Below are 14653 nucleotides of genomic sequence, written 5' to 3' on the forward strand. Positions count from 1 at the left end.
CACAAAGGAAAATTCTTTTGTGACTTTTTTGGTAAATTTGAACCATGATAAAAAAAATCGACGGTTACGTCATTAAAACTTTTTTCGGCCCGTTTATTTTTATTTTCAGTGTGTTGTTCTTCATATTTGTAGTTAACATCATCTGGATCAGATTGGCGCAGTTTACGGGAAAAGGTTTGAGTTACTGGGAAATCCTAAAACTCCTCTCCTATTTGTCTGCGATTGTAGTACAACTCGTTTTACCTTTGACAATCTTACTTTCTGCCATTATGACTTTCGGGGATTTTGGGGAGCGTTACGAACTCGCTGCGATGAAAGCCGCGGGAATTTCTTTGACGAGAATTATGTTGCCGCTCTTTTTTGTCACCTTTATATTCTCTCTCTTTCTCTTTTTCTTTTCAAATAACGTCATACCCGATTTTCAGCGGAAAGCAAAAAATATGCTCTATAACATTGCTGCGACGAAACCTGCACTCAATTTCACACCAGGACAATTTATTCAGCAAATTCCGGGATACAGTGTAAAATTTGATAAAATTTTAGGAGAAAATGGCGAGAATATCGAAGGAGTTTTCATTCATAAAATGGCAAATTCCTACGAGAATCAACAATCGATCATCGCGGAGAAAGGAAAATTTGTACCTGCAGATAACCGAAATTATTTAAAACTGGTTCTTTTTAATGGCCATATTTTCGAAGATAATATCGAAAATGTAGAATACACTCAACGTATAAAACAACCCGATCAGGCGATTAAATTCGATACGATGGTTTCGCATTTTAATATTTCAGAAATCATTAATAAAGCTTTGGAAGCAGAAAAGATCACCGATGATTATTCCTTCCAGAATTTTATTGAGCTGAACAAAACCATTCGCAAAGCAAAAGTTCAGAACAGCACTATTCTGAATAATATTAATTCAGAACTGGTGAATCAAACCAACGGTTTTGTAAGTTATATCGACAAATCGAAGACCAAAATAGCACTTACTCCTGTACCGAAATTAGACACCCTAAAAAAACAGAAAAAGCAGGAATTTCTTTATGCAGCTTATAATAAAATTGAAAGTGTAAAACAGCTGAACACTGCTAAAGCAGAACAAATTCAGGATTTACATGCTTATTATTCAAGGATCATTATTTATCAACAGCGGATTTTTGCGTACTCCGTTACCTGTTTAATTTTCTTTTTGATCGGTTCCAGTTTAGGCTCAATCATTAGAAAAGGTGGTTTAGGATTACCGGTTGTCATTGCGATCGTAGTATTCATCATTTTCTACGTCATCAATTTATCGGTAGAAAATATGGCCTGGTCTGGAAAAATGGATCCTTATCTCGCTGCATGGTTACCGAATCTCATTTTGTTTCCGTTCGGAGCCTGGCTCACTTACAAAGCATTAACAGATTCCCAACTGTTTGATGTTGAGAAATATAAAGCATTGTTCAAACCGCTCATTAACAGGTTTTCAAAAAATAAAGAACACGCGAGATATCGCTAGATTTTTAAACTGAAATTTAAAGGTTTCTAAAAATTCAAACAAATAAAAAAGCAAAATAGATCAACTATTTTGCTTTTTTATATCTTCTCAGTAAAACTGATTGTGATCCCTAAGTGCTTATCTTTAAATAAAAATTACTTTAAATATTTGGTGATCGATTCACTTGTAGGTTTCGTAGTACTGATAAAACTATCAATTAATTTACCATTCTCGTCTACCAAAAACTTAGTAAAATTCCACATGATGGTCGTATTTTTTACGCCGTTTAAATTTTTCTCAGTTAAATATTTAAAGATCGGCGCAGTGTCGGCTCCTTTCACAGAAACTTTTGCGGCCATTGGAAAAGTCACTCCAAAGTTTTTCTCGCAAAAAGCTCCGATCTCAGCATTAGTTCCCGGCTCCTGACCTCCAAAATTATTTGCTGGAAAACCCACAACAACCAATTTATCTTTATATTGATCTGCAACTTTTTCCAGATCCGCATATTGTGGCGTAAATCCACATTCTGAAGCGGTGTTTACGATCAATACTTTCTTTCCTTTGAAATCGGCAAAGTTGATTTCTTTACCGTCGAGACTTGCAACCTTGTAGTCGTATAAGTTTTTCATTTCCTGGGGTTTATCTTTCGATACTTCTTTTTTCTGATTGGTGCAGCTTTGTAAAAAAGCGCCTATTGACAATAGAACGATGAATAATTTTTTCATTGGGGAGAATTTGTAGACCGTGGGTCTTTTGTTAAGTAATTTGATGTTTAAATTTATTATTCAATTTAAAAACTAAAAAGTCATCAATAAATAATAATTTCTAAAATGAATTTTATGTCTGAAAATAATTTTTCAGCCCCAAATTCACATCAAATTTTGCACCATTAACACCAATAATTAATTAAATTTAAAATTTAAAAGTGTTCGCAGGAAAAACTTTATTGGTTTCAATTTTATTGATGATCATCAGGTAATCACTTTCTCTTTTCTGAGAAGATGATTCTAATCTAAAAGGCATTACCAAGCTTCCAACTTTCCGGTAATCGCCGTATATCAGCGTTTCTTCGCTTTTAATTTCTTTTACAAGCATATAGCTTTTCGTATCAAAATAGTAAATCGTTTTGTTCACATTTTTGGTCAGTTCTACTTTATGACAATAAGTTTCTCCAATTTTTTCTTTGCCGAGATATTGTGCATCAAATCCTTTATTTTCCCAATCGATGAAGTCGTTATCAAAACTTTCCGGGACATAATTTGGGTATTCCTGAATTTTATTAGTTGCATAATTCATCGCGTATCCTTTTTTACCATCATAACCTTCAATTGGCGTTTCCCTTTTATTAATGGTAATCACCGTTTTAGTAAGATTAGGTCGTTGCTGATAAATTTTTATCGGATATTCATCATTGATTCCCAAAGTTACTTTTCCCTGTAAAGTCACGGAATTTAAAAGTTTCCAGTTGGTCAGACCACCCGATAATTCTATGTTTTTGTCTATAATTTCTTTTGCAGTTTGTGCTGAAACGATGCAGCTCAACACCATTATAAATCCTAAAAATATCTTTTTCATTAAGGCAATCTATTTATTTTTCAAATATATACTTTTATTTCTTGTCGAATTATGATCGACTTTCGAAAAACACGCATATCTACTCTGTTTTGTGATCGTGAAGATCATATTTATTATTGTTGCAAACGCTCAATCACTTTTAAATGGATAAGTCGCGCCTTATCATTTCAAGGTTTGATTCTTCAAAATTTCCCGTGCTTTTTCCAGATCTTCCGGAACATCAATTCCGACGCCGACAAAATCGGTTTCTATCATTTTGATTTTCATTCCATATTCTAAATAACGAATGCATTCTATCTTCTCTGCTATTTCTAAAGGGCTCATCGGCAACTTTGCAAAATTAAGCAAGGCATTTTTCCTAAAAGCATAAACGCCAATATGTTTAAAATATTCTGCTTTTACTGCAGTTTCTCTCGGATACGGAATTACAGAACGGCTGAAATAAAGGGCAAAACCTTCGTTGTCAGTAATCACTTTTACATTATTGGGATTTTCGATCTCCTCTTTTTCTTTTAATTTGATCTTTAAAGAAGTTAAAGAAATTTTTCCTTCCACATCATCTTTAAAAACAGAAATTAACTGTCGCAAAGGTTCGGTTTTCAGAAACGGTTCGTCACCCTGTACGTTGATCACAATATCGCAATCTATATTCGAAACTGCTTCTGCGATTCGGTCGCTTCCTGTTTCATGTTGCGAAGTCATCACTGCATTTCCACCAATCTCTATAATTTCATTAAAAATAATTTCAGAATCTGTGGCCACAAAAACATCATCAAAAAGACCAGTTTCTACTACATTTTCATAGGTGGTTGCAATCACCGTTTTGTCCCCCAAAATCTGCATCAGTTTTCCGGGAAAACGGCTGGCTTCGTAACGCGCTGGAATAACGGCAATGATCTTCATTAAATTATTTTAATTGCGATAAAGCGTTTTCTAGTCGTGGCAACATTTTCTCTATTTCATTTAATGATAATCCACCTGCAGAAGCTCTAAACCAAGGCATTTCTGCTGAATTCCCAAAGGCTGAAAACGGAACTAAAGCTACTCCCGCTTCATCAATCAAGTAGAAAACTAAATCGGACGAATTTGTAATCTTTGTTCCATCAGGTTTTGATTTTCCGATATAATTGAGTTCTATTGTCAAATATAAAGCGCCCATTGGTTTGATGCTTTCAACGAGAAATCCACGAGATCTCATATCCTGAATTCCGTTGTGAAGGGTTTGTAAACTTTTTGAAATCTTTCCTTTAAAATCATCAACAAAATGGTCGACATTTTCAGTTTCATTCAAGAAAATACTCACCGCTTCCTGTTCAGGTTTTGGCGCCCAAGCTCCAACATGCGTAAGAAGTGCCTTCATCTTATCGATGATTTCGGCGGGGCCAAAACTCCAGCCTACGCGAACTCCTGTCGCAGCAAAACATTTGGAAATACCATCAATAAATACCGTATATTTGTTTAGCTCAGGAAAAAGAGAAACAGGATTGAAATGTTCATCCTCAAAAGTAAGCATCGCGTAAATCTGATCGTACATTAAATAAAGGGGCTTTTCGTTTTCGCCTCTTCTTTTATTTTCTTCCAGAACCAACTCACAGATTTCCGAAAGCTGGTCTTTCGTAAACATGGTTCCAGTCGGATTGAGAGGTGAACATAAAGCCAGTAAAACAGCACCTTCCAAATGAGGTTTTAAGTCTGCTGCAGTGGGCAAAAAATTATTTTCCTGCGAAGTCTCCACTTCAATTTTATTCGCGTTGGTCAGGTACGCATAATGGTTGTTATTCCAGGAGGGGATCGGATAAACCACTCTGTCACCATCATCAACAATTGTTTTGAAAGTGGCATAAATTAATGGTCTGGAACCGCCCGCAACTAAAATTTCATTTTCATTATAATCGAGATTCCAGCGATTTTTTAAATCTTTTGAAATGGATTTTCTTAATGATAACAATCCGTTTGCAGGTGGATAATTGGTTAAATTATTCTGATAAGCTTTGTTGATTTCTTCTTTTAGTCGAGCAGGAATCGGATAAATATCAGCGTTCAAATCTCCAATCGTAAGATTCGCGATTTCTGCACCTTGCGCCTTCAGATCATTTACCTGATTTCCGATTTTAATAATTTCTGAACCGATTAAATTTTCGGCGAGTTTTGATACTTTCATAGTTAATTTTTAGTAAGAAAATACAGGATTGAATCAACATTCTTATCCTTCTCAAATGTACAAATTTTAAATAATTTTAAAGAGCGAAAATACAAATTGGAAGACTGAAAACCGCATTTTTAATCTTAAAAAAAGTTAAATAATGATCTTTCAAATGAAAAAATATTTGCTTTAATCTACTGGAATAATCATTCAACAAAAAGAATTTTGCGAATTTAATGTACCCAATTTGTTTCGTAGTGCAGACTCCTTTACAAAATGAAATAAAATACCTATATTTAAATCGCTAACCAAACATTCATTAAAAAGAGAAAAACATGATTGAAAACCAGAATCCCGAAGAAATTGTTTCCAGCCCTCCTGCGAAAAAAAAATCTAAAAAAGGATGGATCATAGGAGCTGTTGTTGTTATCGCACTCATAGCAATCGGACTGTTTCTAAAAAATAAATCTTCAGAGACTAATGCCGATGGTACTTATCCTCAGGTTGAAGCGTTATTTTCTGCTCCTGCCTACGACAAAATACCCCAGGATTACAAAGTATACATCTATAATTATCTGTCGAATAGCGGATATCTGGACGGGACTTACTTTATGACAAAAATTCCAGATCGTGCTAAAAGAGTTTTTGCTTTTGGAGATTTCACTGATGATGGAAAGGAAAATAGCGATCTAGCAATTATTTTGGAGAAAAATGATTTCAAAAGTTCAAAATTGGTTGTATTTAATGATAAGGGAGAACTTCTTTTTGTAGAGGATTATGATTATGACCTGCCAGTGATTAATTCTTTCAATACGGGCGCTAAAATTTTCTTGCAGGAAAATAAGTTAATTCCGGCACCTGTCAGTGGTTTAATTATTCAAAAGGAATCCAGTAAATATGTAGTTCTTTACGATAAGAAATCAAAAAAGTTCAGCTCTTATTATCAATATACAGATGATGACAGTCGTGTGGCGGATGAAGAATATGATGAAGGCGGTGAATATACAGAGTCTGAGGGAGAGACTGAAATAAGTACGCCAGCTGTAGAAGTTCAGAAACCAAAAACTGAAGTGATCGAAAAAAAATCACCATCTGTAGAAACCGAAAAATCATCTGTCCCAGAGGTTAAAGTAGAAGTAAAGGACGAAATATCGCTTTAGAGTTTCGGTAAATTTTAAAATTAAAAAAAAGTTTCACGATATGTGAAACTTTTTTATTTTAAAAATCTAATCCGCCGTCTTCTTCTAATTTTAGTAAACTATTTTCCTGAAGGTAGAATAAACTTTCTTTGCGGGTTTTAATAATCCCTTTGATCCTTGTTCTTTTCTGAGTGGCTAAATTGGTGATCAGAATTCCGGTCTGCATTGATTCATCTTCCGAAAAATAAGTGGAATAAACTAAATACTGAAATCCGTTTTGAGTAAAAGCCATATTTGCGATTTCCTGTCCAGAATTTGCTTTACCACCGCCTCTCATATAATAATTGTAAGAGAATAACTTCCAACTGTCGGCATTTCTTTCTGTTGGAAATTCTAATTCGATCTTATTTTTTTTCCCAAAACGATACTGAATATATTGATTGTTTTTCTCTTTAACCAAAACCATTTTCTTCCTGTCTTTTGTTTCAAAAGAATACAGAGTTATTTCATTAGGCCGCAAATATTGAGAAAATAAATTCAGTGGCAGAAGGTAAATAAGAATAAAGACGAGGCATTTCACAAAGACAATTTTTTTAATTTATGACTAATTTTAAAAGGCAAAAGATAAAAATCCTCTGCCTTTTTTCCCTATAAAAACGTTGCTGTTATAGTTTCAGGTCCGCTTTAATTCTCTGTATTTTATCTTCCGCTTCAATTAATTTCTTTTCGAAATCATCTTCAGAAATAACAGTATCCTTCACAGAAACATAGAATTTAATCTTCGGTTCTGTTCCGGAAGGACGAATACAAACCTTCGTTCCATCTTCGGTATAATAACTCAAAACATTAGATTTTGGAATATCATCCATCACCGATTTTTGATTATCAGCTAAGTTTAAAGAGGTTTGTTCCTGAAAATCTTTGATTTCAATCACCTTCGAACCTGCCAATTCTTTCACTGGATTATTTCTGAAATCGCTCATCATCTGATTGATTTCTGCAGCTCCTGTTCTTCCCTTTTTCACCACATTGACCAAACCTTCATAATACATTCCCAAATCTTCATAGATTTCGATCATGTACTGATACATTGTTTTTCCTTGCGCTTTACAAACTGCTGCAATTTCACAAGCCAATAAAATTGAACCACAAGAATCTTTATCGCGAACGAAATCTCCGGTCATAAAACCGAAACTTTCTTCACCACCACAAACAAATTTTTCTTTTCCTTCAAAATCGCGGATCATTTTACCAATCCATTTGAAACCGGTGAGACCAACTTTACAATCAACACCAAATTTCTTCGCGATATCATAGAAAATATCTGAAGTCACAATCGTAGAACCGATAAATTCTTTTCCAGTGATTCTACCCGCTTTTTGCCATTGATCCAAAATATAATAGGTCAGAATCGTGTTGCACTGATTTCCATTTAAAAGTTGTAATTCTCCTTCTAAATTCCGCACTGCAATTCCCAATCGATCTCCGTCTGGATCTGTTCCGATGACAATATCACCATTAGTAATTCTTGCTAAATCGAGTGCCATTTCTAAAGCTGCAGGTTCTTCCGGATTTGGAGATTCTACGGTTGGAAAATTCCCGCTCGGAATCATTTGTTCCCGCACCAAAACCACTTTTTTGAAACCAGCTTTTTCCAAAGCTTGAGGAACCGTGGTATAAGTCGTACCGTGAATGGAAGTGAAAACGATATTTAAATTATCTCTGCCAATATCCTGATATAGGGAATTTTTCATGCAAGCATCGATATAAACCTGATCCTGCTCCTCTCCAATCCATTCAATTAAATCGTCGTTTCCATTGAATTTAATTTCATCAAATTTCACAGAATGTACTTCTTTAATAATCGCACCGTCTTGTGGCGGAACGATTTGCGCACCGTCATTCCAGTACACCTTGTAACCATTATATTCAGGCGGATTATGAGAAGCCGTTAAAACAATTCCGGCGTTGCATTTTTTATCACGAACCGTGAAGGAAAGTTCCGGCGTTGGACGGTGTTGCTTAAATAACAAAACTTTAATTCCGTTTGCAGTCAAAACATCGGCACACATTTTCCCAAATTCCTTCGAATTATGTCGGACATCGTATGCAATCGCAACTTTCATTTCTTCGCCAGGAAATTGAGAATGAAGATAATTCGCTAAACCCTGAGTCGCTTGTCCAAGTGTATATTTGTTAAGCCGATTGGTCCCAACACCCATAATACCACGCATTCCGCCAGTTCCGAATTCCAGTTCCTTATAAAAAGAATCTTCAAGTTCATCGGAACCGGTATCAATCCAGTTTTGAACGGTATTTTTTGTCTCCTGATCGAAAGAATCTGTTAACCAGAGTTTTGCTTTTTCTAAAGTAGTCATATTTTTTAAGTTTGGAAGATGGAAGCGGGAGGATGGAAGTTTTAAAAACCTCTAAAATTTCGTTTCCAATCTTGTTATACATTTATTTTATTGGGAATTCAGAAGCAGAAAGTTTTGTAACAATATTTTTCCGAACTAAATTCTATTTTTTATAATTGATTTCTAAAGGCGATCATTTGATTCATTAAATCAAAACTGTCTTTATATAATTTATTAAATTTTTCTTCATCTAAATAATCTCTTCTTTTTGCCTTATATAAGCAAGTTACAACTTCCGCTAGTGAGCGTATAGAATAACCAAGAAATTTACGAAATTCTGCTGGAGATTGCAATATAGATCCTTCAGAGATATTCAAAGCAATGGAATCTACAGCTCTGCTAACTTGGGAAGACAAATTATAAATTTCTTTTTTTGGAAAATTATCAGACAAACTTTGAATTTCTTCTCCAAAATCCATTGCCTTTTGCCAAATAATTAATTTCTCAAATTTGAAACTCATATTGAATTCTTATCAATTAACTTCCTCCTACTTCCAGCTTCACATCTTCCCTCTATTCTAATTTCTTATTTTCGACGGTTGCCTCTTTTTCTATCTTAAAGGCACGAATCGGATCGTTGTAATAAACAAATTTAGAAGTATTTTTTATATTTCCTTTGATGGAATCCTTAACATTTACTTCCGTATAATTTTCGTTTTTGGAATCAATCATTAAATCATCAATTTTCCAGTACGGAGCTATTAAACTGGCAGTGTCAGCAATTTTAATGCTTGCACTTTTTGAGCTTCCTAACAGATTCGCACGACTTTTATCGGTCATTTGTAGTTCTGTTCTTCTCGTATTTACTGATCCAATAAATTTAGCATTTTTTTTCAGATTCAATTTAAAGTTATCGGTTTTAATTTCACTGGAAATATTCATTTCTACACTGTCCGAAATGGATAATTGCTCTAAATTATATTTTGAATAAATAGTGACGTTATAAAAATCAACACCTTTGCTTTCTCTTTTTTCCGTAATGCTCAACGTTTTATCTTTCACTGAAATTTTAAGATTATCAGCAATATTTTTATAAGTTTCTATATTGATGAAACTGCTGTCACTTTTAACATAAAACGCACGGAATTTCCCATGAAGATTGAGATTGACGAAATCTTCAACTTTGATATCTTTACTTTCAATTTTACCTTTAGGAGAAATTTTTCCGCAGGAAAAAAGCGTGAAAATTGCGACTAAATAAAATAAATTTTTCATTGTTTTCCAGTACATTAAATCACTTCGTCGATATTGTAATTTTTGTGATCTCTGTTGCTTCGGATAATTATTTCACCCAAGAATCCCGCAATAAATAGAAGCGAACCTAAAATCATCATTGTTAAAGCAATAAAAAACCAAGCGTTATTAGTTAAAAGATGACCGTAAATTCCATGGGAAACATCGATTAATTTAGAAAGTCCTAACCAAAATGCAGACAGAAATCCTACGATAAACATTACCGTTCCTACTGCACCAAAGAAATGCATCGGTCTTCCACCAAAACGGCTTACAAACCACAGGGTAATTAAATCGAGAAAGCCACGTACGAAACGCTCTGTCCCAAATTTTGAGGTTCCATAAGGTCTGGCTTGGTGTCGAACTTCTTTTTCAGTGATTCTTCGGAAACCCGCATTTGCCGCCAAAACAGGAATATATCGGTGCATATCGCCGTAAACATCAATTGATTTGACGACTTGCCTTTTGTAGGCTTTTAAACCACAGTTGAAATCATGCAATTCTACGCCCGACAATTTTCTAGCCGCAGCATTAAATAGTTTTGATGGCAAATTTTTGGTCATCACATTATCGAAACGTTTCTTTTTCCACCCGGAAACAATATCGTAATCTCCCAGTTTTATCATGTCATACAATTCCGGAATTTCTTCAGGAAAATCCTGTAAATCAGCATCCATTGTGATGATAACCTCGCCCTGCGCTTTTTCGAAAGCAGCATGAAGTGCCTGTGATTTACCGTAGTTTCTGGAAAATTTAATTCCATGGATTTGTGGAAATTGCACTTTCAAATTTTCGATGATGCTCCAGGAAAGATCGGTGCTTCCGTCGTCGATAAACCAAATTTCGTACGAAAGATTGGCCGTGTTGCAAACGGAATTGATTCTGGAAAAAAGTTCTTCTAGCGATTCTTCCTCATTTAAAAGAGGAATTATAATGGATAAATTCATTAATGATTCAAAATTTGAAATTACTACCTCAAAATTACCATATTATTTCGTGATTTTGAAGTAGGAAAATTAATACTTTTTAATTAAATTAATTTTCAATACTGCTACGAAAGAAACTCGCAAAAAAGACTGACAAAATAACGTAAAACGCCATAATTGCGCCAAAATAATAGGTGAACTGTCTAAAGGAAAACATATCTTTTCCCTTGATCATTTCTGGGGAGAAACTTTGCAAACGGTTCTGATAATTTTTTTCCAATTCTTTTTTCTGCTCTACATCCTTCATTCCGATTTTCGCTTTTTCGTACTCATTGTTGAGTTCGGTTTTCTGTCTTTCGATGTATTGATAATTAAGGAGATCTTTAGCGTCAGTATCAACAAAATTTAGAAATAAAAACATGGTAATAACCGATAAAATTCCGCCAACAAACATCGGTTTAAAAGTTCGCCCGAAAACTTCCTGAAAACCCATCGGAATTCCCTTCTTTTTAACGGAATATACAGAAAAATAAGCGCCTGCAACAAAAACAACAGGAAGTAGAAACGCATTAATAAGCAAAGAGTTGCTAAAATATTCGGTGTTCATCCCGAAAAAATACATTCCAAAAAAAATCAGCATCGTCGCACCATACAAGGCGAAACCAACTCCATAAACATTTTTTATCATATCTGAAACTTTATAAATTTTATTTTTTAACCATTGAAATTTTAACTTAAGGTCTTTAATTATTGTCTTTTATCTATTTATTTTAAAAATATTTCAAAAATAAGCGATTCTATTTTGAATTTTGAATTAAACTCTTATCTTTGCACCGGCAAGTCCTAAACAACCAGCTCCTGAGAACCCTCCAGGGTGGGAACGCAGCAAAGGTAATTGGTTGTAGCGGTGTGATTTAGGTAGCTTGCCATTTTTTGTGCCTTAAATTCAGATTTCACTGAAATATTTTGCACTACTTTCCAAAATTTTTTTTCTACCCTATTCAACATTTTCTTTCAGCTTAAATTTCGAAAGTTTCTCCCAATTTCGGCAAAACTAATTCTACATTCTTTTCTGCAAATCTTTCTTTTGCTTCATCATGATTAATTTCAATAGGCGGAAAAGTATCAAAATGACAACCGATCACTTTTTTAGTTTTCAATAATTCTGAAGCGGCAAAACTTGCTTTTCTTGAGCACATCGTATAATGAGAACCGATTGGAAGAATTGCTAAATCAATGTTTCCGAATAGCTTCGGGAACATTTCCATATCTGCCATGACGCCGGTGTCGCCTGCGAAATAAACATTCTTTCCTTCAAATCTAAAAATATATCCGCAAGGTTCACCGCCATAAGTTCCGTCCGGAAAAGAGCTAGTGTGAGACGCAGGAACCATAGAGATTTTCATATCTAAAAATTTAGCAGAACCACCGAAATTAATGTCGATTGAATTCGGATGACCGAAATGTCCACAGATTTCCGGTTGACCTATAATTTGAGCTTCTGGATGATTTTCCAAAACTTCTTTCACATCAGCAATGTGATCACCATGAGCATGAGTAATCAACAAATAATCAATTTTCTGTGCCGAAATATCGAAACCTGATTTATCTTTCTGATAATTATAAAAAGGATCAGAAAGTATATTTTTTCCTTTGTAGGAGAACAAAAAACAGTTTTGTCCGAGAAATTGTATTTTCATCGCATTAATTTTTAATTAAAAATAATTCAATCCAACAGCGACTAAAACAGCCATCGTTAAAGTCAAAATACCAACTTGTTTTAAAAATGGGTCTAATTCAGCAGGTTCCTTAACCTCCATGATTTTTCGTCGAACTCCCATCATAGGAAGTATTAGAATGAAAAAGATGAAAGCGTAGTATTTTCCCTGAGTATGCAATCCATTTTTCATCATGAAAACCAGCATGATAATCAAAGGGAGTTGTAATAAAATGATCTCATAAATCATGGCATTTTTAAAGCCAAGCCTTAACGCCAATGTCTTTTTACCACTTGATTCATCGCTTACAATATCCCGCATATTATTGAGGTTTAAAACCGCTGCACTCAACATTCCGACTGCCGTTGCAGGTAAAAGCATATCCCAGTTGAAACTTTTCGTGAACAGAAAATAACTGCCACAAACCGAAACTAAACCGAAGAAAATAAAGACGAAGATATCGCCTAATCCCATGTAGCCATAAGGTTTTTTGCCAACGGTATAACCAACTGCTGCCAAAATACACGCAATTCCCAATCCTACAAAGATGTAAAATTCCTTCATCAAATTTTCTCTGAAGAAGGAGAAATATAAAAGTGCGATCGTTGCAATTAAAGACAAAACCGAAAATAAGATCACTGCATTCCCCATTTGCAAAGCGGTAATTCGTCCAGATGCAACTGCTCTTTGTTCAGCAACATTGTGCCGTAATTCATCAGTTCCCCTGATTCCATCTCCATAATCGTTTGCGAAGTTTGACAAGATCTGGTAAAGCAAAGTCACCAAAATCGCCAATGCAAATATCTTCCAGTCCCAAGTTCCGCCAAATTCTGTCATTCTCCATTTTGCGATGAAAGAACCTAAAATAATTCCGCTCATCGAAAGCGGCAAAGTGCGCAATCTTGCGGCTTTTATCCAATCTGTCATAAATTTCAAATTCTAAATTTTGAATTCTAAATTTTAGATTTTAATACGTTTTACGTTTAAAATATAATCTTTAAAGTCTCAATTTTTTTTAAGATATCCAATTATTTTCTCCGAAGTCGGGTTTTCTCTTTTCAAGGAAAGCATTTCTACCTTCTTTTGCTTCTTCAGTCATATAAGCAAGTCGCGTTGCTTCACCTGCAAAAACCTGTTGTCCAACCATTCCATCGTCGGTTAAATTCATAGCAAATTTCAACATTCTGATAGAAAGAGGAGATTTTCCTAAAATTTCCTGCGCCCATTGATAAGCTGTTTCTTCCAATTTTGCATGCGGAATTACAGCATTCACCATTCCCATTTCCGCTGCTTCTTTTGCATTGTAATTTCGTCCTAAAAAGAAAATTTCGCGCGCCTTTTTCTGTCCAACCATTTTTGCCAAATAAGCAGAACCATAACCACCATCGAAACTCGTCACATCAGCATCGGTTTGTTTGAAAATCGCGTGCTCTTCACTCGCTAAAGTCAAATCGCAAACCACGTGCAGAGAATGTCCGCCTCCTACAGCCCACCCGTTTACAACGGCGATTACGACTTTCGGCATAAATCTTATCAATCGCTGAACTTCTAAAATATTCAAACGATGTCTTCCATCTTCTCCCACGTAACCTTTCTCACCACGCGCTTTTTGATCACCTCCACTGCAAAATGCATGACCACCATCTTTCGGACTTGGTCCTTCACCGGTCAGCAAAACTACACCAACAGAAGAATCTTCTGAGACGTGATAAAAAGCGTCATACAATTCAGAGGTTGTTTTAGGACGAAATGCATTGCGAACTTCCGGTCTGTTAAAGGCGATGCGAGCAACCGCACCACATTTTTGATAGGTAATATCTTCGTATTCTTTTACGGTTTTCCAGTCGATCATTTTCTCTAAAAATTTTGCGTAAAGATAGGGAAAATAAAAAGTGAAGTCAAAGGGAAAAGAACTTCTATTTCGGGAATATTATCAGTTTTTGGGAGCGCGAAGATTTCTTTATTTTTCAAACACACAACCCGCTTTCCGTTGCAATTTTTTCTTTAGGAGCGGCGGCGAAGCC

Annotated in this window: 15 protein-coding genes and 1 other RNA gene; 3 read left to right on the forward strand and 13 right to left on the reverse strand. The window is 35.1% G+C overall.

Annotated elements, in window-relative coordinates; genetic code table 11:
- The first annotated feature begins 44 nt into the window (after positions 1 to 44).
- Complete coding sequence (locus tag OA86_RS13210; RefSeq protein ID WP_039354205.1) at positions 45 to 1499, forward strand: LptF/LptG family permease; 1455 nt, start codon at positions 45 to 47, stop codon at positions 1497 to 1499.
- A gap of 134 nt (positions 1500 to 1633) precedes the next feature.
- Here the strand turns inward: OA86_RS13210 and OA86_RS13215 are convergent, their stop codons facing one another.
- The 4 genes from OA86_RS13215 to OA86_RS13230 form a co-directional block, all read right to left on the reverse strand.
- Positions 1634 to 2203 (reverse strand): glutathione peroxidase, encoded by a 570-nt coding sequence (locus tag OA86_RS13215; RefSeq protein ID WP_039354208.1) that lies wholly within the window; start codon positions 2201 to 2203, stop codon positions 1634 to 1636.
- 187 nt (positions 2204 to 2390) lie between these two features.
- Entirely contained in the window at positions 2391 to 3053 is a 663-nt protein-coding gene (locus tag OA86_RS13220; RefSeq protein ID WP_039354211.1) for a histidine kinase, read from the reverse strand.
- Between the two features lie 162 nt (positions 3054 to 3215).
- On the reverse strand, positions 3216 to 3956 hold the full coding sequence (kdsB, locus tag OA86_RS13225; protein ID WP_039354215.1) for a 3-deoxy-manno-octulosonate cytidylyltransferase: 741 nt from the start codon (positions 3954 to 3956) through the stop codon (positions 3216 to 3218).
- A 4-nt stretch (positions 3957 to 3960) separates the two neighbouring features.
- Positions 3961 to 5214 (reverse strand): pyridoxal phosphate-dependent aminotransferase, encoded by a 1254-nt coding sequence (locus OA86_RS13230; RefSeq protein WP_039354217.1) that lies wholly within the window; start codon positions 5212 to 5214, stop codon positions 3961 to 3963.
- A 317-nt stretch (positions 5215 to 5531) separates the two neighbouring features.
- On the opposite strand from OA86_RS13230, the gene OA86_RS13235 reads away from it, so the two are divergent.
- Complete coding sequence (locus tag OA86_RS13235; RefSeq protein ID WP_052257528.1) at positions 5532 to 6356, forward strand: hypothetical protein; 825 nt, start codon at positions 5532 to 5534, stop codon at positions 6354 to 6356.
- 58 nt (positions 6357 to 6414) lie between these two features.
- Here OA86_RS13235 and OA86_RS13240 read toward each other — a convergent pair whose 3' ends face one another.
- The 6 genes from OA86_RS13240 to OA86_RS13265 form a co-directional block, all read right to left on the reverse strand.
- Entirely contained in the window at positions 6415 to 6801 is a 387-nt protein-coding gene (locus OA86_RS13240; RefSeq protein WP_039354219.1) for a hypothetical protein, read from the reverse strand.
- 199 nt (positions 6802 to 7000) lie between these two features.
- Entirely contained in the window at positions 7001 to 8713 is a 1713-nt protein-coding gene (locus OA86_RS13245; protein ID WP_039354223.1) for a phospho-sugar mutase, read from the reverse strand.
- Between the two features lie 149 nt (positions 8714 to 8862).
- The gene (locus OA86_RS13250; RefSeq protein WP_039354225.1) at positions 8863 to 9213 is read right to left on the reverse strand and encodes a four helix bundle protein; all 351 of its coding nucleotides are present in this window, start codon (positions 9211 to 9213) and stop codon (positions 8863 to 8865) included.
- A 52-nt stretch (positions 9214 to 9265) separates the two neighbouring features.
- A complete protein-coding gene (locus tag OA86_RS13255; protein WP_039354268.1) occupies positions 9266 to 9967 on the reverse strand; it encodes a GIN domain-containing protein in 702 nt (233 codons plus the stop codon).
- 14 nt (positions 9968 to 9981) lie between these two features.
- Positions 9982 to 10932 (reverse strand): glycosyltransferase family 2 protein, encoded by a 951-nt coding sequence (locus OA86_RS13260; protein WP_039354227.1) that lies wholly within the window; start codon positions 10930 to 10932, stop codon positions 9982 to 9984.
- An 88-nt stretch (positions 10933 to 11020) separates the two neighbouring features.
- Positions 11021 to 11599 (reverse strand): DUF4199 family protein, encoded by a 579-nt coding sequence (locus OA86_RS13265; RefSeq protein WP_039354230.1) that lies wholly within the window; start codon positions 11597 to 11599, stop codon positions 11021 to 11023.
- A 146-nt stretch (positions 11600 to 11745) separates the two neighbouring features.
- Between OA86_RS13265 and ffs the strand changes: the two genes are divergently transcribed.
- Positions 11746 to 11843: signal recognition particle sRNA small type (gene ffs, locus OA86_RS15595), an RNA gene on the forward strand.
- Between the two features lie 87 nt (positions 11844 to 11930).
- Here ffs and OA86_RS13270 read toward each other — a convergent pair.
- The 3 genes from OA86_RS13270 to OA86_RS13280 form a co-directional block, all read right to left on the reverse strand.
- On the reverse strand, positions 11931 to 12611 hold the full coding sequence (locus OA86_RS13270) for a metal-dependent hydrolase (RefSeq protein WP_039354233.1): 681 nt from the start codon (positions 12609 to 12611) through the stop codon (positions 11931 to 11933).
- A 15-nt stretch (positions 12612 to 12626) separates the two neighbouring features.
- Positions 12627 to 13556, reverse strand: a complete 930-nt coding sequence (menA, locus tag OA86_RS13275; protein WP_039354236.1) for a 1,4-dihydroxy-2-naphthoate octaprenyltransferase — start codon at positions 13554 to 13556, stop codon at positions 12627 to 12629.
- Positions 13557 to 13644: 88 nt separating this feature from the next.
- On the reverse strand, positions 13645 to 14481 hold the full coding sequence (locus tag OA86_RS13280; protein ID WP_039354237.1) for a 1,4-dihydroxy-2-naphthoyl-CoA synthase: 837 nt from the start codon (positions 14479 to 14481) through the stop codon (positions 13645 to 13647).
- Positions 14482 to 14653: the final 172 nt, after the last annotated feature.

This window comes from Kaistella jeonii, from assembly GCF_000812865.1.
GTDB classification, from domain to species: domain Bacteria; phylum Bacteroidota; class Bacteroidia; order Flavobacteriales; family Weeksellaceae; genus Kaistella; species Kaistella jeonii.